At 62.9% G+C, this 17,764-nt stretch carries 14 protein-coding genes and 2 tRNA genes; 6 read left to right on the top strand and 10 right to left on the bottom strand.

Annotated features, from left to right (window positions below; translation table 11 throughout):
* Positions 1 to 21: 21 nt before the first annotated feature.
* Complete coding sequence (locus tag QQJ84_RS14300; protein WP_284258979.1) at positions 22 to 1,272, top strand: adenosylmethionine--8-amino-7-oxononanoate transaminase; 1,251 nt, start codon at positions 22 to 24, stop codon at positions 1,270 to 1,272.
* 21 nt (positions 1,273 to 1,293) lie between these two features.
* Here the strand turns inward: QQJ84_RS14300 and QQJ84_RS14295 are convergent, their stop codons facing one another.
* On the bottom strand, positions 1,294 to 1,866 hold the full coding sequence (locus QQJ84_RS14295; RefSeq protein WP_284258978.1) for a PaaI family thioesterase: 573 nt from the start codon (positions 1,864 to 1,866) through the stop codon (positions 1,294 to 1,296).
* On the opposite strand from QQJ84_RS14295, the gene QQJ84_RS14290 reads away from it, so the two are divergent.
* Positions 1,865 to 4,816, top strand: a complete 2,952-nt coding sequence (locus QQJ84_RS14290) for a glycosyltransferase (protein WP_284258977.1) — start codon at positions 1,865 to 1,867, stop codon at positions 4,814 to 4,816. The two genes, QQJ84_RS14295 and QQJ84_RS14290, sit on opposite strands and share 2 nt — an antisense overlap.
* 8 nt (positions 4,817 to 4,824) lie before the next feature.
* Here the strand turns inward: QQJ84_RS14290 and QQJ84_RS14285 are convergent.
* Positions 4,825 to 4,900: transfer RNA gene (locus tag QQJ84_RS14285), tRNA-Ala, on the bottom strand.
* Between the two features lie 84 nt (positions 4,901 to 4,984).
* Between QQJ84_RS14285 and QQJ84_RS14280 the strand changes: the two genes are divergently transcribed.
* From QQJ84_RS14280 to QQJ84_RS14265, 4 genes are all read left to right on the top strand, one after another.
* A tRNA-Thr gene (locus QQJ84_RS14280) sits at positions 4,985 to 5,059 on the top strand.
* A gap of 16 nt (positions 5,060 to 5,075) precedes the next feature.
* The gene (gene murQ, locus QQJ84_RS14275; protein WP_284258976.1) at positions 5,076 to 7,094 is read left to right on the top strand and encodes an N-acetylmuramic acid 6-phosphate etherase; all 2,019 of its coding nucleotides are present in this window, start codon (positions 5,076 to 5,078) and stop codon (positions 7,092 to 7,094) included.
* 21 nt (positions 7,095 to 7,115) lie between these two features.
* Positions 7,116 to 7,634 (top strand): hypothetical protein, encoded by a 519-nt coding sequence (locus QQJ84_RS14270; RefSeq protein WP_284258975.1) that lies wholly within the window; start codon positions 7,116 to 7,118, stop codon positions 7,632 to 7,634.
* Between the two features lie 65 nt (positions 7,635 to 7,699).
* Entirely contained in the window at positions 7,700 to 8,113 is a 414-nt protein-coding gene (locus tag QQJ84_RS14265; RefSeq protein WP_284258974.1) for a hypothetical protein, read from the top strand.
* A gap of 71 nt (positions 8,114 to 8,184) precedes the next feature.
* Here the strand turns inward: QQJ84_RS14265 and recA are convergent, their stop codons facing one another.
* From recA to QQJ84_RS14225, 8 genes are all read right to left on the bottom strand, one after another.
* Positions 8,185 to 9,225, bottom strand: coding sequence for a recombinase RecA (gene recA, locus QQJ84_RS14260; protein ID WP_284258973.1), 1,041 nt, complete (start codon positions 9,223 to 9,225; stop codon positions 8,185 to 8,187).
* A gap of 265 nt (positions 9,226 to 9,490) precedes the next feature.
* Complete coding sequence (locus QQJ84_RS14255) at positions 9,491 to 10,717, bottom strand: argininosuccinate synthase (RefSeq protein ID WP_284258972.1); 1,227 nt, start codon at positions 10,715 to 10,717, stop codon at positions 9,491 to 9,493.
* A gap of 12 nt (positions 10,718 to 10,729) precedes the next feature.
* Positions 10,730 to 11,674 carry a sterol desaturase family protein gene (locus tag QQJ84_RS14250; protein WP_284258971.1) on the bottom strand — a complete coding sequence of 315 codons (945 nt, stop codon included), beginning with the start codon at positions 11,672 to 11,674 and terminating at the stop codon, positions 10,730 to 10,732.
* A gap of 80 nt (positions 11,675 to 11,754) precedes the next feature.
* Positions 11,755 to 12,261 carry a DUF3429 domain-containing protein gene (locus QQJ84_RS14245; protein WP_284258970.1) on the bottom strand — a complete coding sequence of 169 codons (507 nt, stop codon included), beginning with the start codon at positions 12,259 to 12,261 and terminating at the stop codon, positions 11,755 to 11,757.
* Between the two features lie 9 nt (positions 12,262 to 12,270).
* Positions 12,271 to 14,106, bottom strand: coding sequence for a tetratricopeptide repeat-containing sulfotransferase family protein (locus QQJ84_RS14240; protein WP_284258969.1), 1,836 nt, complete (start codon positions 14,104 to 14,106; stop codon positions 12,271 to 12,273).
* 299 nt (positions 14,107 to 14,405) lie between these two features.
* The gene (clpA, locus tag QQJ84_RS14235) at positions 14,406 to 16,748 is read right to left on the bottom strand and encodes an ATP-dependent Clp protease ATP-binding subunit ClpA (protein WP_284258968.1); all 2,343 of its coding nucleotides are present in this window, start codon (positions 16,746 to 16,748) and stop codon (positions 14,406 to 14,408) included.
* Positions 16,749 to 16,898: 150 nt separating this feature from the next.
* On the bottom strand, positions 16,899 to 17,228 hold the full coding sequence (gene clpS / locus QQJ84_RS14230) for an ATP-dependent Clp protease adapter ClpS (RefSeq protein WP_284258967.1): 330 nt from the start codon (positions 17,226 to 17,228) through the stop codon (positions 16,899 to 16,901).
* 306 nt (positions 17,229 to 17,534) lie between these two features.
* Positions 17,535 to 17,726 (bottom strand): phasin family protein, encoded by a 192-nt coding sequence (locus QQJ84_RS14225; RefSeq protein WP_284258966.1) that lies wholly within the window; start codon positions 17,724 to 17,726, stop codon positions 17,535 to 17,537.
* Between the last annotated feature and the right edge of the window lie 38 nt (positions 17,727 to 17,764).

Raw genomic sequence — 17,764 nt, 5'->3', positions numbered from 1 at the left:
CGGGGCGGCCGCGCGCCAAAAATGAGTAACTGGCTGGAAGAAGGCTGGCGGCACGTCTGGCTGCCTTATGCGCAGATGCAGACGGCGCCGCTGCCGCTACCGGTGGCGCGCACTGAGGGCAGCGCGATTCATCTGGAGGATGGGCGGGTGCTGATCGACGGCATCGCCTCCTGGTGGACGGCCTGCCACGGCTATAACCATCCGCATATCGCGCAGGCGGTGTCCGCGCAGCTCGCGCGCGTGCCGCATGTCATGTTCGGCGGGCTGGCGCATGAACCGGCGTACCGGCTCTCCACCCGCCTGGCCGCGCTGCTGCCCGAGCCGTTGAACCGCGTGTTCTTCACCGATTCAGGCTCCGTCGCGGTGGAGGTGGCAATCAAGATCGCGGTGCAGTCGCGCCTCAACCGCGGGGAGCGCGGGCGCACGAAGATTTTGGCCTTCACCGGCGGCTACCACGGCGACACCTTTGGCACGATGGCGATCTGCGACCCCGAGGAGGGGATGCACGCCATGTTCACCGGGCTGCTGCCCGAGCACCCCGTCATCCCCCTGCCGCGTGACGAAGCGAGCACGGCGGCGTTTGACGCCTTCCTGGAAGCCAACGCGCATACGCTGGCGGGGATCATCATCGAGCCGCTGGTGCAAGGGGCAGGGGGCATGGTGCTGCATCCGCCGCAGGTCCTGCGCCATTTGCGCCGCGCCGCGGATGCCTACGGGCTGACGCTGATCTTCGATGAAATTTTCACCGGCTTCGGGCGCACGGGCACGATGTTCGCCTTCGAGCAGGCGGGCGTGGCGCCTGACATCATCACCCTCTCCAAGGCGCTGACCGGCGGCACCCTGCCGCTGGCCGCGACCATCGCCACCGATGCGCTCTTCGAGGCGTTTCTCTCCGCCAGCCCATCAACCGCGCTGATGCACGGGCCAACCTATATGGCCAATGCGCTGGGCTGCGCGGCGGCCAATGCATCGCTGGATCTGTTCGAGCGCGAGCCCAGGCTGGCGCAGGTGGCCGCCATTTCAGCGCAGATGGCGCGTGAGCTGGCGCCGTGCCGCGCCTTGCCGGGGGTTGTCGATGTGCGGGTGCTGGGCGCCATCGGCGTGGTCGAGCTGGCCGAAATCGCCAACCCGGCGGCGCTGCGCATGGCGCTGGTGGCCCAAGGTGTGTGGATTCGTCCGTTCAGGAATATCCTCTACCTCACCCCGGCCTTCACCATCAGCCCGGATGAGCTCTCGCATCTCTGCGCGGCGATTTTCAGGGTCTTATCTTAACCGCGTCTCGCTCACCTCGTCTCAGGGGATGGCATAGCCGATGGTGGCATGCGCCACCGGCCGGTCTTCCGCCTCCTGCCACATCCGCACCTCCACCGTGGCCAGCCGGCGCCCAAGCTTGAGCAGCCGCGCATCGGCGATGACGCGCTCCAGCCGGCAGGCCCGCAGAAACGTGATGGTCAACGTGTTGGTCACGGTCATCCCCACCGGGCCGATATGCGCCAGCACCACCGCAAAGGCCGCGACATCGGCGAAGCCCATGAGCGTGGGGCCGGAGACGATGTTGCCCGGGCGGATGCTTTCCGGGCCAGGGTTGAGCACCATGCGGACATGCCGCGGCGCCACGCTCACGACATCGCCAAAGGTGGGCCTTGTGGCGGCGGGGAAGGCGCTGTCGAGAAAAGCCGAGAGCGCCTGCGCGTCAAGCCGGAGTGTCTTTTCCGAAGGGGCCGGGGGGTGGGTTGGCGTCATAACCCGCAGGTTTAAGCGATAAGCTTCGAGGCGGCTACTGGCCCGGCGCGGTTTTAACCCGTCCTTGACATTGCTGCCGGAGGTTGCAACCTCAAGGAGACAATACACGCATAAGGACTTCATGCCGCTTCCCGCCCATCAGCTGCTCGACCCCGCCTGCGCGCTAAAACCAGCCTGGGCGGTGTTTGACCGGGAGTGGTATCTGCGCCGCCATGCCGATGCGCGGGTGCTCTGCCAGGATAAACCCCCCGAGGCGGCGTTGCTGTATTATCTGCGCGTGGGGGCGCGGCTGGGGCATTCTCCGAGCCCGCTCTTTGATGAGGCATTCTACCTCGCCCGCAACCCGGACATCGCCGTGCTGGTGCGCGGCGGGCATTATCAGTCCGGCTTTGACCATTACTGCCAGCACGGGCACCGGGGCGTCTCGCCGCACTGGCTGTTTGACGATGCGCTGTACGCCGATCTGTACGAGGATATGACGCTGGAAAACCTTGACCAGCACCAGTGTTTTGGCCGTTACGACCATTATTTGCGCTCCGGCCAGCGCGAGCGGCGCATGGGGCATTATCTGTTCGACGCGCAATATTACCGCGCGCGGGCTATCGAGGCCGGGGTGGATGGCGCGCAGGTGGATCTGCACGGGGCTTTTGTGCATTTCCTGAACCGGCTCGGCGGGGTTGAGGAGGAGCTGGCACCGTCGGTCTATTTTGATCCCGCCTGGTACATTGAGCATCATCCGGGCGCGAAGGCGCAGATCGCGCGCGGGCGGTTCAGCTCGGCGATCGCCCATTACCTGACGTGCGAGGCGGCGGAAAATTTTGATCCGGTGCCCCAATTCTCCGAGGCGTTTTACCGCACCCGCCACCCTGATATCGCGGCGGCTATTGAGCAGGGGTTTTATCGCAGCGCCTATCAGCAGTTCGTGCAATTTGGCGCCTTCGAGCTGCGCCAGCCCCGCGCGGGAATTGATCTGGTCTACTACCGCGACATGAACGAGCAGGTGCGCAACGATCTGAACGCCGGTGAGGTGCGCGATGCCTTCGCGCATCTGCGGCTGGTGGGGCTTGTGGAAAATCTGCCGTATTGCCCGCCGGAGGAACAGCCGCACCTGAGCGAAGCCTTGACCCGTGAGCTGTTTGTAAAAAAAGCCCGGCAAAATCTGGCGATTTTCGCACGGCACCGGCTTGATTTCACGCTGGCGGGGCCGCCGGTGCTCAGTGTTGTTGTGGTGGTGTTCAACCGCTTTGAGCTGACAATGCTCTCGCTCGCCTCGCTGCGGAATAATTTTACCGGGGCGGTGGAGCTGATTGTGGTGGATAATGATTCCACCGATGATACCAGGCGGATTGCCGATTATGTGCGCGGCGCGAAGGTTTTGCGCATGGCGGGCAATGTTGGCTTTCTGCGCGGCTGCAACGCGGCGCTGGCGCATGTCACCGCACCGGCCTTGCTGTTTCTCAACAACGACACCGAGCTGGCGCATGGCGCGGTGGCGGCGGCGCTGGCGCGCCTGGGCGGGGCGGACGATATCGGCGCGGTGGGCGGCAAGATCATCCGCACCAACGGCCTGTTGCAGGAGGCCGGCTCAATCATCTGGAACGAGGGCACCACGGCCGGCTATATGCGCGATGCCTCGCCGCTGGCCGCCGAGGCGAATTTCTGCCGCGATGTCGATTATTGCTCGGCGGTATTTTTGCTCTGCCGCACTGAACTGGTGCGCGCCCTCGGCGGCTTCGATGAGGCCTTCGCCCCGGCCTATTTCGAGGATGTGGATTTATGCGTGCGCATCATCGGCGCGGGGTACCGGGTTGTCTACGACCCAGCCGTCGTGGTGCATCATCTGGAGTTTGGCAGCGCCGCCACCACCGAGGCCTCGATGGCGCTGATGCGCCGGGGGCGGCGCATTTTCCGCAAGAAACACATGGAATTTTTAAAAACCCAGCTTGCCCCATCGGAAAAAACACTGGTGGCGGCGCGGGGCAGGGGCGGCAAGCCGCGCGTGCTCTTCATCGAGGATACAGTGCCGCTGCGCCGCCTCGGTTCGGGCTTCGTGCGCTCCAACGATGTCGTGCATGCCATCAGCGCGGCGGGGTTTGATGTGCATGTGTTTCCGCTGAACGGCGCCGCCTACGATGTCATGAGCCTCTTTGGCGATCTGCCGGAGGAGGTTGAGGTGCTGCATGACCGTGATTTCACCATGCTGGCGGAATTCCTCGCCGGACGGCGGAATTTTTACGATCTGGTGTGGATCGCGCGCACCCATAATTTCGCCCGGGTGCTGCCTTATCTGCGCAAGGCCGGGCTGGCCCCCGCGCGCGTGCCGCTGGTGCTGGATACCGAGGCGGTGGCAAGCAACCGGGCAGGGCATGGCGTTGGGTTACAGGCCGAATTCGCCGGGGTGGAGGTCTGCCGCGAGATTTTGGCGGTGAGTGCCTCCGAGGTGGCGCAGCTGCATGCGCTTGGCCTGCCACAGGCCAGCCTGCTCGGCACGGCGCGCGCGCCGGCACCAACGCCCAACGGCTTCGCCCAGCGCGCCGGGCTGCTCTTCGTCGCCGGGATTCACCAGGCGGATAGTCCGAACCTCGATTCGCTGGACTGGTATCTGCGCGAAATTCTCCCCGCCCTGGCCGCCATGCTGGGTGAGGCGCCGGTGCTGCATGTGGTGGGCTACACCGCACCGGGGATCGACCTCTCCCCCTTCCGGCATGAACGCATAAAACTGCACGGCGCGGTGGGGGAATTGGCGCCATTCTACAACGCGGCGCGGGTGTTTATCGCCCCCACGCGATTCGCTGCGGGAACGCCCTATAAAATATATGAAGCCGCCTCCTACGGCCTGCCCTGCGTGGGCACGGCGCTGTTGCGCGGGCAGTTGGGCTGGGGGGAGGAGATGTTGAGCGCCCCGGTGGATGACGCGGCGGCGTTTGCCCGGCAGATCGCCCGGCTTTATCGCGATGAGGCGTTGTGGAACACGATGCGCGAAAAGGCTTTGGCGCGGATGGAAACGGAAAACGGCTTTGCCGCGTTCAACGCAAAGGTTGCGCAGGTGTTACGCGCCGCGTTGGAGGGATGAAAGGGGGGTGGTGGAGCTAAGCGGAATCGAACCGCTGACCTCCTGCATGCCATGCAGGCGCTCTACCAATTGAGCTATAGCCCCGTCGCTGGAGGGGGGTATAGACCGGTGTTTGCTCCGGGATCAAGGGGTGGAAGGAACGAAGGATTATGGTAAGGCTCTCCCCGCGCCGGGTTAGCACAGTGGTAGTGCAGCGGTTTTGTAAACCGAAGGCCGGGGGTTCAAATCCCTCACCCGGCACCAGCTTTTATAGGCAAATATGATCATCTCCGCGCCGAACATAGTTTTAGCTGGTGCGTTCAGCGGGCCAGGAGCGGTGCAAATCCGCGATGGCCAGATCGTAAAAATTTTTTCCGGTCAGGTGGAGGCTGATATTCGCCTCACGCATGGGTTTCTAACCCCGGGGCTGATCGACCTGCATAATAACGGCGCCTTCGGGGTGGATTGCGCAACGGCAACCCCGGCGCAGTGGGATGACTACATCACGAAACTGGCGGCATGTGGCGTTACCTCGGTGTTGCCGACGGTGATAACCGCGCCGCTGGCAGCCCTGCGCGCCGCCGCGGTTAACGTGGCCGGGGCCATGGCGCGGCATGGGGCGATTCTCGGGCTGCATCTGGAGGGGCCGTTTCTGGCGCCCGTGCGGCGTGGGGCGCATCCGCTGGAACATCTTCGCCTGCCGGACGTCGCGGCGCTGGATGAGCTGCTGGCGATGCCGCAAATGCGCGCGGTGTTGCGCCTGCTCACCTTGGCGCCCGAACTGCCCGGCGCGCTGGAGGCGATCAAGCGCCTGGCGGCGGCGGGGGTAACGGTCTCGCTGGGGCATACCGATGCCACGGCGGCGCAGATGAGCGCCGGGGCGGATGCGGGCGCGCGCATGGTCACACATGTGTTCAACGCGCAGCCGCCGCTGCACCACCGCGCCCCTGGCCCGCCAGGGGTGGCGTTGAGCGACGCGCGGCTGTTCCCCTGCCTGATCGCCGATGGCGTGCATGTGGACCCGATGCTGCTGAAATTGGCGTTTGCCGCCTGTCCGCGCGCCATCGCGGTGACCGACTCGATCGTGATCGCCGGGCTGGAGCCCGGTGCCGTGCGTGAATTTGGCGGCGCGCCAGCCCGGCTCGGCCCGCAGGGCGTGGGGCTGCGCGCGGATGGCACCATCGCCGGGGCGGGGATTACGCTCGATGAGGGCGTGCGCCGGTTGATCGCTTACGGCGTAGCGCCCGAGACCGCGCTGGCCGCCGCCACCTCCCGCCCCGCCGAGGCGATGGGGCTGGCTGACCGTGGGCGGCTCGCGCCGGGCCAGCGGGCGGACATCATCTGGTGGGGCGATGATTTTTCCGTGCAACGGGTGTGGACCGCCGGGGCCGCCGCCCCCACGCGGGCCATGCCGCGCGGCACCGAGGCGGCGCGGGCGGAGCTGGCGGATCTCGACGCGCGGCCAACGCTGGAAATCATCCGGCTTTTTCTGGCGCAGGAGGTGGCGGCGCAATCCGCGCTGAACGCCGTGGCCCCCGCTCTGGCCGCGCTGGCCGATGCGGTGGCGGCAAGGCTGCAGGCGGGGGGGCGGCTGTTTTATGCCGGGGCTGGCACCTCCGGGCGTCTCGGCCTGCTGGACGCGGTGGAATGCGGGCCGACCTTCGGCCTGCCGCCGGGGGTTATCGTGCCGCTGCTGGCCGGCGGCGTGGAGGCATTCATCCAGGCCGCGGAAGGGGCGGAGGACGGCACGGACGCCGCTGTTGCCGCGCTGCGGGCGCATAATTTCACCGCCGCCGATGCGCTGGTCGGCATCGCCGCCTCCGGGGCCACGCCCTTTACCCTGGCGGCGGTGCGTTATGCGCGCGGCCTTGGCGCGCTGACCGGGGCGATTGTCAACAACCCGGGTTCCCCCCTGGCCGAAGCGGCCGAATTTTCCGTGCAGATCACCTCCGGGCCGGAGGTGATCGCGGGTTCAACCCGGCTCTCCGCCGGCACCACGCAAAAAATCGCGCTGAACACCCTCTCCTCCACGGTGATGCTGCGCCAGGGCAAGGTTTTCGGCCCCTATATGGTGGACATGCGCGCCACCAACGAAAAACTGCGCCGCCGCGCCCTGCGCATGACCATGGACATCACCGGCGCCGATGAAGCCGCCGTGCGTGTTGCGCTGGAGCAGTGCCGTAACCATGTAAAAACAGCCGTGCTGATGCTGCTGCGTGATTTACCGGCGGACGCGGCCGCGCAAAAACTGGAAGCGGTAAAATTTTCTTTACGGCGGGCACTGAACGCGGAAGAATAGGGCAGGAGACGAGGCATAAAATTGGCCAGCAAATTTATCACCTTTGCCAAGGCGGTTGATGATTTTATCATAGACCGTGCCTTGCAACCCGGCGTTAATTGGGTGGGGCAGGCATTTGCCGTCCCGCTTTATGCGGTTGCGCGGGTTTGCACGGTGCTGGGCGCGGGCGTGGGGGTGATCTGGGTCCACCGGTTTGACACATTCCCCAGCACGGATTTCTACCAGGATTCGCTTTGCCTCGGCATCATGGTCATCGCCACTTTTCTACAAATACGCGCGCATGAGGCCCGCGAGCCAAAGCATCAGGCATTCATGCCGGCCGCCCGTGTCACCGGCCTGTTGTGGCGCACCCTCTGGCTGCTTGATCTGGCGGCATTTCCCTTCCAGCTCCCCGTTGAGGGGCGCGAACAATTGGCTCTCAACTTCCTCTGGACGCTGCTCGTGGTGCTGCCCTACTGGATCATCTGCTGCCGCCGCCCGCCCCCGCCGGTGGAACGCCGTGCCATGGTCTTCACGCCCGTGCCGGTTACGGTGCGATAAATTTTCGGCGCGACGAATCGGCGGTTTTATGGTTTGGTCGCGGCCAAGCATAAAAGGATCAGCCGTTGAAATCCCCCGAAGTCGTGAAAAAACTGCCCTTGGATAGAATTTCCAAGATCAACGATACGATCGCCATCCGCTCGAACCAGATTTTCGCCACCATGGGGTTTTTTTGGTTCTGTCTGGTTTTTTCGCTGTTACCGTTGAAATGGCCGGCCGCAATGCCCTTCGTGCAATACGCCAGTTCCGGCGTGTTGCAGCTTGTGGCCCTGCCGCTGCTGGGGGTGGGCACCATCCTGGCCGCGCGCTCATCGGACAAACTGGCCAAGGAACAACACGACGCGGTGATGGAAACCGTGAAGGACATGCAGATATTAATGGCCGAGCTACACCAGTTGCACCTGGAACTTCACGCCAAAGTGGACGAAGCCCTGGCTGGCGACGAACCCGAAACGGCGGAAAACCAGAGGCCGCTTTAATCTTGCGCGCGCTCCAGCATTTTTGCTGAGCGCGCGCAATTTTTCCGGCTCGTGAACCTCAAACGATCGCGCTAATCCGGCGTATCGCTGTCGCCGTCACCCGTGTCGGCCACCAGCAGCGCCTCGGCGATGGTGGCGGATTGTTCGCGGATTTTTTTCTCGATCGCATCCGCCATTTTCGGGTTTTCCCGCAAAAACTGCTTGGCGTTCTCGCGCCCCTGGCCGATTCGCGTGCTGTCATAGCTGAACCAGGCGCCGGATTTCTCCACCACCCCGGCCTTAACGCCCAAATCCACCAGCTCTCCCATTTTGCTGATGCCCTCGCCGAACATGATGTCGAATTCCACCTGCCGGAACGGCGGCGCCAGTTTGTTTTTCACCACCTTCACGCGGGTATGGTTGCCGGTGACTTCCTCGCGGTCCTTGATCGAGCCGGTGCGGCGGATTTCCATGCGAATCGAGGCATAGAACTTCAACGCGTTGCCACCTGTCGTTGTCTCCGGGTTGCCGAACATCACGCCGATCTTCAGGCGGATCTGGTTGAGGAAGATCAGCATCGTGTTGCTGCGTGAAACCGATCCGGTGATCTTGCGTAACGCCTGGCTCATCAGCCGGGCATGCAGGCCGACATGGGTATCGCCCATTTCGCCCTCAAGCTCGGCGCGCGGCACCAATGCCGCCACCGAGTCGATCACCAAAACGTCGATCGAGCCCGAACGCACCAGCGTATCGGCGATCTCCAGCCCCTGTTCACCCGTATCAGGCTGGGAGATCAGCAGATTATCCACATCCACACCAAGCTTGCGCGCATAGGTGGGGTCCAGCGCATGTTCCGCGTCGATAAAGGCGCAAGTGCCGCCCCGCTTTTGCGCCTCGGCGATGGCGTGCAGCGCCAGGGTCGTTTTGCCCGAGCTTTCCGGCCCGTAAATCTCGATTACGCGCCCGCGCGGCAGCCCGCCGATGCCCAGCGCCAAATCCAGACCCAGCGAACCCGAGGAAATCACGTCGATTGCCTCGCCGGTGCCTTTCGCGCCCATGCGCATGATCGAGCCCTTGCCAAAAGCGCGCTCAATCTGCGCCATGGCGGCATCCAAGGCCTTGTTTTTCTCCATATCCGGCTTCCTGGTCATTGCTGTGTCCCCAGCGTCCGATATCGACTCGACAGCCGTCAATCGGCGCTTTTGTCCTGACGCGGGTGCAACCATAGCGTGTTTTCCTTGGAATGCCAGAGTGAAGTTATGTGCCGACGCTGCCAGGATAAGAACAAAATAGCAACAAGAAAATTAACTATTTGTTCTTTTTTTGTTCCTGCGGCGCGATCCCCCGTGTCTATCTACGTGTCTATCTATTCGCGCCAACGGGCCAAAGTTTGCCTGATTATAAACTGCCCCCGCGCCGGCCAATCGCCGCACCCAGCCGCAAACGTAGCGAATTCAGCTTGATGAACCCGGCGGCGTCCTGTTGGTTATAGGCACCGGCGTCATCCTCAAAGGTCACCATCCGCGTCGAATACAGCGAATGCGGGCTCTCGCGCCCGATGACGATGACATTGCCCTTATAAAGCTTCAACCGCACCGTACCGGCAACCGATGCCTGGGACGTGTCGATCAACGCCTGCAACATCCGGCGTTCGGGGGAGAACCAGAAGCCGTTATAGATCAGCTCCGCATAGCGGGGCATGATGCTGTCCTTCAAATGCGCCGCCTCGCGGTCGAGCGTGATGGACTCGATGGCCCGGTGCGCCTGCAACAAGATTGTCCCGCCCGGCGTCTCATAAACCCCGCGCGACTTCATGCCGACAAAGCGGTTTTCCACCAGATCCAGCCGGCCGATGCCGTTTGCCTTGCCATATTCATTCAACCGCGTGAGCAGGTTCGCGGGCGAGAGCGCCTCGCCGTTAATGCCCACCGCGTCGCCATGCGAGAAATCGATGGTGATTTCGGTGGCCTTATCGGGCGCATCCATCGGGCTGATGGTGCGCTGATACACAACCTCTTCCGGCTCCAGCGCGGGGTCTTCGAGGATTTTCCCCTCCGAGGAGGAGTGCAGCAAATTCGCATCCACCGAGAACGGCGCCTCGCCGCGCTTGTCCTTGGTGATGGGGATCTGGTTGTGCTCCGCATATTCCAGCAGCTTGGTGCGTGAGGTCAGGTCCCATTCCCGCCAGGGGGCGATGACGCGGATGTTCGGGTTCAGCGCATGATACCCAAGCTCAAAGCGCACCTGATCGTTGCCCTTGCCGGTCGCGCCATGCGCCACGGCATCGGCGCCGACCATTTCGGCGATCTCGATCTGGCGCTGCGCGATCAACGGGCGGGCGATCGAGGTGCCGAGCAGATACTGGCCCTCATACACCGCATTGGCGCGAAACATCGGGAAGACGAAATCCTTCACGAAGGTCTCGCGCAAATCCTCGATGAATATCTGCTTGATGCCAAAAAGCTCCGCCTTGGCGCGCGCCGGCTCCAGCTCCTCGCCCTGGCCGAGGTCGGCGGTGAAGGTCACCACCTCGCATTTATAGGTATTCTGCAGCCAGCGCAGAATAACCGAGGTATCCAGCCCGCCGGAGTAGGCGAGGACGACTTTTTTGATTTTGTGTTCCATGGGGGTCTTGTATTAAGTTGGGGCTGGTCTGCCAAGCAGGGCCGCGAAGAACATCTTCGCCCCCGTGATCTGCTGCTGCAAATAACCCCCCGTCGCCAGCGCCTCGGGCGCGCGCGCATCGCCAGTTGGCAGCCAGAGGGGGGAGAAGTCAGCGGTGCGGAAAATAATATCCCAGATGGTGAACACCCCGCCGTAGTTGAAGGAGCCGCGGCCGGCGGCGCGCAGGGCGTGGTGCAGGCGGTGGAAGCGCGGCGAGACCAGGATGTATTCCAGCGGGCCGAACGACATTTTGATGTTGGCGTGGGAGAAGCTCTCGATGAAGCGCAGCAGCAAAATAAGCAGCGGGAATTGCAGCGGCGGAATGCCGATGGCCAGCCCGATGGCGAAGAACCAGAAGAAGGAGATCACATCGTCAAACAGATGGTTGCGGTCATCCGACCAGAAGCTCATCTGCCGTTGCGCATGATGCAGCGCATGCAGCGCATACCAGGCGCGGAAGCTGTGCGAGAGCCGGTGGCGCCAGTAGTCAGCGAGATCAAGGATCAACGCATAGCATAAAAACGTGACCAGCGGGTGGCCAAACAGCGCGGGAAACATCGTCTCCAGCGTCGGCGGAATAAACCCAGCACTCACCAGCATGCCGGAGAACCAGGTCTGCACCTGATAGAACAGCAGGAAGCTGATGACGGGAATAACCCCCACGCGCGAGACGAAGGTGTAGAACACATCGACCGCCACGGCCTTCTTGTTGTCCCAGTGTTCAATGGGGAACAGATGCTCCAGCGGCCAGCAGATGGCATAGGTCACGATCACCGCGAACATGCCATAGACGCACACCAGCGCCCAGTCGAAGGACAGCTCCTCCCACTCCATCCAGCCGAAATGATAGAGCACGGGCAGGATCGCATACTGGTCGATCTCGCCCGCGATAATACTGAAAAACCGGTCGATACCCATGACAATGCCTTAATTACACAGCCGAAGGATAGGCGATTCGGCCCAGGTTTGCGAGATATTCCCCCGGCGCGGCGGGCATATCAGCCCACGCGCATGCCAGTCAGCACCGTCGCCAGCACGGTGAGCAGCACCAGCAGCACGATAATCGAGACCACCCAGCGCAGCGTGAGATAATTGGCGGCAACCACCCCGCGCCCGCGGCCGATCGTCTCCACCACGATGGTGACGAAAAACCCTACCAGCAGCAGAAACAACGCCAGCGCCGGCGCCTGGAAGTGAAGCATCACCGAGAGCGCAACCCAGCCGATCACCGCCGGCACAATGCCGAAAATGAGCAGCTGCCGCTCAGAGCCCAATACAGCCGGGCTGAGCGGCTCGCCGTTCACCGGGTGGGCGGTGTCACGCAGGGCAAAGCCCCAATGCACCGCGCCGGTGAAGGAGAGGATGACCGCGCCATAGCTGATCAACACCTCAATCGCGGTTTGTGATCCCAGCGGGTCCAGCAGCACGACGGCGCCGAGCGCCAGAAACGGGATGCTCCCCGCCAGGGTAATGAGAATGGCCACGGTGAAAGGTTGCTTGAACATGTTTGCTCCTTATTCCGGCTTGTCGATGACATAACCAAGCCGCTCTATCACCGGCGCCAGAGTCTCCAGCACAGGCTCCAGATGCGCCAGATACGGCCGGTAGCGGTAGCGCGACCTGTCATATAGTTTCTCCGTCACCTGCGCGTAACTCGCGGTGCGGGCGTAGCGGGTGTTCTGCTCGAAGCTCAGGCAGCGCGGGTCGAAATCCACGTCGGCAAAATCCAGGATTTTGCGCACATTCGCCTCCTGGTCCACCACCATATCCTCGTAGCGCACCGGCAGGTAGCGCATGTTCACATTCTCGCGGTAGTGCGCGATCAGCTCGGCGACCAGATTATAGTGCTGGGCGATGCTCTCCATCGCCGCCGCGCAGAAAAACCCGTGGGTGAGGTGGTTGGAATAGACCGAGAGCAGCACATCCAGCGGGTGGCGGATGACATGGATAATCGGCGATTGCGGAAACAGCAGCGCGATGAGGCCGAGATGCATCTCATTCAGAGGCATCTTGTCGGTGAAAAAATCGGCGCCCTCTTTAAATATCCCGCTCTTGGCGGCGCGGTTCAGGTAGTAGTCGCGCAGCTCGTTCAGGCCCTCGCGCTGGTCGCCCATCCAGAGCTCGGCCAGCGCGTCCGGGTAGTTCAGCGGGCTGGCCAGCAGGCGCGGCATAATCTGCGTTATATCGTTGATATAGGGCAGCTCGTCCCCGGCGGAGATGCGCGGATGCACGGTCAGCGTCTGCTCGATGAGCGTGGTGCCCGAGCGCGGAAAGCCGACGATGAACACCGGCTGCGGGAAATCACGGCGAACCTCGGCCACCGGCAATGTCTGTAACCGCCGTGCGGTGAAAAACCCTTTCAGCCGGGCGGCCAGGTCATTGGCCGCCTCCGCCATATAGGGCCGGGCGCCAAATGCCAGCGCGCGCTTCTTCGCGGTGTCAAACGCCGCGAACGCCTCGTCATAGCGGCCCAGCTGGTCGAGCAGGCGGCCTTTCTCCGAGAGCTCAGCCGGGCCAAGCCGCAGTTTCGGCGCCGCCTCGGCGTCCTCCTCCGGTTCATGCAAAATCGCCAGCGCCGCCTCGGTCTTCTTCTGCCGGGCAAGCACGGTGGCGCGGGTGAGCTGCACGCTGGGGTTATCGGGCAACAGGCGCTCAGCCTCGTCGAGCAGCTCCAGCGCCGCGCCGAACTTGCGGTCCGCCTCCTCCATTTTGGCAAAACCCAGCACTGTCTGCAGCACATCGGGCTTCAGCTCCATGGAACGCTTATACAGCGCCCGGGCCTCGTCGATTCGCCCCTGGTTCTTAAGGTTCCAGGCAAGGTTGGCGAGCGTGATCGGCTCCTCCCCCTCGGCCAGCTCCAGCACGCGGCGATAGTGATATTCCCCAATCACCGGCCGGTTGGCCTCGGTCAACACCAGCCCCATGAGATTATGCGCCTGCGCGTTTCGCGGCGCGATGCGGATGGCGTTGCGGGCGTGGATTTCCGCCTCCGCCAGCGCGCCCTTGCCGAGCAGCATCAGGGTCAGCTCGTTGGTCGCCCCAAAATTGTTGGGGTTGATGGCGACCACGCGGCGGATCAGCGCCTCGGCCGCCTCCAAGCGGTTTTGCTGGCGTGAGAGCCGGTAAAGAAACAGCAGCGCATCCTCGCGCCCCGGGGCGAGCTCCAACATATGGCGGACATTGTTTTCAGCTGCGGTCACATCCCCGGCCTTCAGCGCGGCTTCCGCCTGGGCGAGCATCGGCACGAGCGCATTGGCCGCCTCGGGCGGGCTCAGCGTGGAGAGATCAAGCCCGCAGCAGCGGACCCGCCGCAGACCGGAGCCGCAAGGGCAGGGGGTGAAATCAACCATAAACGGAGTGTAACGAGGAGGCGGCGAGGCGGCTAGAGCCTGATCGCTTTAAGTGCGATCAGGCTCTAGCCATTTTTCTGAGGGCGATTCACGCTTTCGGCTCGCTCGGTTGAACGAACCTCAAACGATCGCATTCTAGTCCCCTGCGTCATTCATGACGCAGGGCACTGCGCGCGGGTTGGCCGGCGGCGCGCGCGAAATACGACTCTGGCAGGACGCGGCATTTTCAATGACGTGTCCTACCAGAGCACCAACAAAAACGGCGCCCGAAGGCGCCGTTGGAGTGGGGGAGGGGCTGCTTAATGCACTTCCTCGGGCTGCTTTTCGCCAGCCGGATCGTCGCCATCGGCTTCCGGCTTGGGCAGGGCGGGCAGGGCGGCTTCCGCCACGTCGAAGGCCAGCTTCCCGTCCTTCAGCGTCACCTTCACAGCACCCCCCTTCACCAGCTTGCCGAACAGCAGCTCCTCGGCCAGCGGCTTCTTTATCAGCTCCTGGATGACCCGGGCCAGCGGCCTTGCGCCATACAGCGGCTCGTAGCCCCGCTCGGCCAAAAACTCCTTGGCGGCGGAGGACAGCTCGATGGTCACATTGCGGTCCGCCAGCTGCGCTTCCAGCTGCATCACGAATTTCTCCACAACGCGGCCGACGATCTCTGGCGTCAGCGGCGCGAAGGGGATCACCGCATCCAGCCGGTTGCGGAATTCGGGGGTGAACATGCGCTTGATCGCATCCTCATCCTCGCCCTGGCGCACGGCCCGGCCAAAGCCGATGCCGGCCTTCGCCATATCCGCCGCCCCCGCATTGGTGGTCATGATCAGGATGACATTGCGGAAGTCGATCTTCTTGCCGTTATGGTCGGTCAGCTTCCCATGATCCATGATCTGCAACAGGATGTTAAACAGATCCGGGTGCGCCTTCTCGATCTCGTCGAGCAGCAGCACGCAATGCGGATGCTGGTCGATCGCATCGGTCAGCAGCCCGCCCTGGTCAAACCCGACATAGCCCGGCGGCGCGCCGATCAGCCGCGAGACTGAATGCCGCTCCATGTATTCCGACATATCGAACCGCGTGATCTCGATCCCCAGCGTCGCCGCCAGCTGCCGCGCCACCTCGGTCTTGCCCACGCCGGTCGGGCCGGAGAACAAATAATTGCCGATCGGCTTCTCCGCGTCGCGCAACCCGGCGCGCGAGAGCTTGATCGCGGCGGAAAGCGCCTCGATGGCGGCATTCTGGCCGAACACCATGTTCTTCAGGTCGCGCTCAAGCGTGCGCAGCACCTCCTTGTCGTCCGCCGAGACGGACTTGGCCGGAATCCGCGCGATTTTCGAGACCATGTCCTCGACATCCTTCAGCGTCACGGTCTTGCGGCGCTTGTTCTCCGGCTGAAGCATCCGCGCCGCCCCCGCCTCGTCGATCACGTCGATCGCCTTGTCAGGCAGCTTACGGTCGTTGATGTATTTGGCCGAAAGCTCCACCGCGGCGCGAATCGCGTCATCGGTGTAGCGCACCTTGTGGTGCTTCTCATACGCGGTCTTCAACCCGCGCAGGATTTTCACCGCATCCTCGACCGAAGGCTCGTTCACGTCGATCTTCTGGAAGCGCCGCACCAGCGCGCGGTCCTTCTCGAAATAGTTGCGGAACTCCTTATAGGTGGTCGAGCCGATGCAGCGCAGCGTGCCCTGGGCCAGGGCGGGCTTCAGCAGGTTGGAGGCATCCATCGCCCCGCCCGAGGTCGCCCCGGCGCCGATCACCGTATGGATCTCATCGATGAACAAAATCGCCCCCGGTGAGCTTTCCATCTCGGTGACCACAGCCTTCAGCCGCTCCTCAAAGTCACCGCGGTAGCGTGTCCCCGCCAGCAGCGAGCCCATGTCCAGCGCGTAAATGGTGCAGTTGAGCAGCACCTCGGGCACATCGCCATCGGTGATGCGTTTGGCCAGGCCCTCGGCGATGGCGGTCTTGCCCACGCCCGGGTCGCCCACATACAGCGGGTTGTTCTTGGTGCGGCGGCAGAGAATCTGGATCGTGCGCTCAATCTCATGCTCGCGCCCGATCAGCGGGTCGATCTTACCCGCCAGCGCCTTCTTGTTCAGGTTGACGCAATAGGTGGAGAGCGCATCCTGCCCGCGTTTTGGCGTCGCTTTCTCCTCACGCTCGCCCTCGGGCTGGTCCTGCGCGCCGGTCGGCGTGCGCGGGGCGGATTTGCCGGGCGATTTGGCAATGCCATGCGAGATGAAGTTCACCGCGTCGAGGCGCGTCATATCCTGCAGCTGTAAAAAATACACGGCATGGCTCTCGCGCTCCGAGAACAGCGCCACCAGCACATTCGCCCCCGTCACCTCATCGCGCCCCGAGGACTGCACATGAATGGCGGCGCGCTGCACCACGCGCTGAAAACCGGCGGTGGGCTTGGGGTCGCCCGCGCGGTCAGTGGCCAGCCCGGCCAGATCCTTGTCCAGGAATTCTGTCAGGTCCTTCTTGATTTTCTCGATATCCACGCCGCAGGCGCGCAACACGGTCAACGCGTCGGCATCCTCCACCAACCCGAGCAGCAGATGCTCCAGGGTCGCGTATTCATGCTTGCGGTCAGCCGCGAGTGAGAGGGCGCGGTGCAATGTCTGTTCAAGATTGCGAGAGAGCATGGATCTAAACCGTTCCTTCACGCCGATATCCGGCGCTCTTATATCCGGGCGTCTGATATGCCCGCCCGGCCGGCATTCTTTTGCTGAACCCGGCGAACCCCGCCCGGTCCAGTTTCACTACACATAGTAATTGCGCGCCAAAATACAGGGTCATTCTTTCTCAATCGTGCATTGCAGCGGATGCTGGTTCTGGCGCGCCAGATCCATCACCTGCGTCACCTTGGTCTCGGCCACCTCATATGTATACACACCGCACACGCCCACACCCCGGCGATGCACATGCAGCATGATCTGCGTCGCCTGATCGCGCGATTTCTGGAAAAAACGCTCCAGCACATGCACGACAAACTCCATCGGCGTGTAATCGTCGTTGAGCATCAGCACCTTATACATCGTGGGCTTGCGTGTTTTCGGCCGCGGCTTAACCACCACGCCGGTATTCGGCCCCTCGCTGCCTTTGCGTTTGTCGTTGTCACTCATATCCGGTATCCTGAAACATCTGCTCCGCTTTGCCTATGGCTGATTCCACAGCAAAGCACCCCAACTTCATTATAGCAGACTTAACCTTAAGTAAGAGCATATCGTAAGAGCATATCGAATGCCCCACGCGATATGAAAGGGCGAATTTCCGCCCGGGGCAGAAAATCCTGCTTTTGCGTGAAGCCGGCCGCCGCGCATCAACCGCCAAAAGCAAAAAAGACCGGCCCTGTCCGGGTCCGGTCTTTTTCTCAAGTCATGGCCAAAACCGGACCCAGGCACGCGCCTGGTCGGGCGTGTGGCGATAGCTTACTTGGCTTTGCTGAACGTCTCGACAGCGAGGGCGATACGCGCGGTCAGCGGCGCAATCGCCTGCTCGGCCAGCTTCACGGTCGCGTCGGTCAGCTTGTTGCTCTCGGAGACAGCCTTCTCGATCGAGGACTTGGCGAAACCGGTCTGCAGATCAACCGCTTCCTCAGGGTAATTTGTTGAAGTACCCATCCTATTGATCCGACGCGATTTTATATGATTCGGTGTGG

This window comes from Acidocella aquatica, assembly GCF_030160635.1.
Classification (GTDB): Bacteria; Pseudomonadota; Alphaproteobacteria; order Acetobacterales; family Acetobacteraceae; genus Acidocella; species Acidocella aquatica.
The sequence above is the reverse complement of the archived record's forward strand: the minus strand, read 5'-3'. Positions and strand labels throughout refer to the sequence as shown.

What these genes read in the sequence shown, in the direction of transcription:
- QQJ84_RS14300 (WP_284258979.1), top strand. Translation starts at nt 22, where the DNA reads ATGAGTAACTGGCTGGAAGAAGGCTGGCGGCACGTCTGGCTGCCTTAT.
- QQJ84_RS14290 (WP_284258977.1), top strand. Translation starts at nt 1,865, where the DNA reads ATGCCGCTTCCCGCCCATCAGCTGCTCGACCCCGCCTGCGCGCTAAAA.
- QQJ84_RS14295 (WP_284258978.1), bottom strand. Translation starts at nt 1,866, where the DNA reads ATGAAGTCCTTATGCGTGTATTGTCTCCTTGAGGTTGCAACCTCCGGC.
- murQ (WP_284258976.1), top strand. Translation starts at nt 5,076, where the DNA reads ATGATCATCTCCGCGCCGAACATAGTTTTAGCTGGTGCGTTCAGCGGG.
- recA (WP_284258973.1), bottom strand. Translation starts at nt 9,225, where the DNA reads ATGGAGAAAAACAAGGCCTTGGATGCCGCCATGGCGCAGATTGAGCGC.
- QQJ84_RS14255 (WP_284258972.1), bottom strand. Translation starts at nt 10,717, where the DNA reads ATGGAACACAAAATCAAAAAAGTCGTCCTCGCCTACTCCGGCGGGCTG.
- QQJ84_RS14250 (WP_284258971.1), bottom strand. Translation starts at nt 11,674, where the DNA reads ATGGGTATCGACCGGTTTTTCAGTATTATCGCGGGCGAGATCGACCAG.
- QQJ84_RS14245 (WP_284258970.1), bottom strand. Translation starts at nt 12,261, where the DNA reads ATGTTCAAGCAACCTTTCACCGTGGCCATTCTCATTACCCTGGCGGGG.
- QQJ84_RS14240 (WP_284258969.1), bottom strand. Translation starts at nt 14,106, where the DNA reads ATGGTTGATTTCACCCCCTGCCCTTGCGGCTCCGGTCTGCGGCGGGTC.
- clpA (WP_284258968.1), bottom strand. Translation starts at nt 16,748, where the DNA reads ATGCTCTCTCGCAATCTTGAACAGACATTGCACCGCGCCCTCTCACTC.
- clpS (WP_284258967.1), bottom strand. Translation starts at nt 17,228, where the DNA reads ATGAGTGACAACGACAAACGCAAAGGCAGCGAGGGGCCGAATACCGGC.
- QQJ84_RS14225 (WP_284258966.1), bottom strand. Translation starts at nt 17,726, where the DNA reads ATGGGTACTTCAACAAATTACCCTGAGGAAGCGGTTGATCTGCAGACC.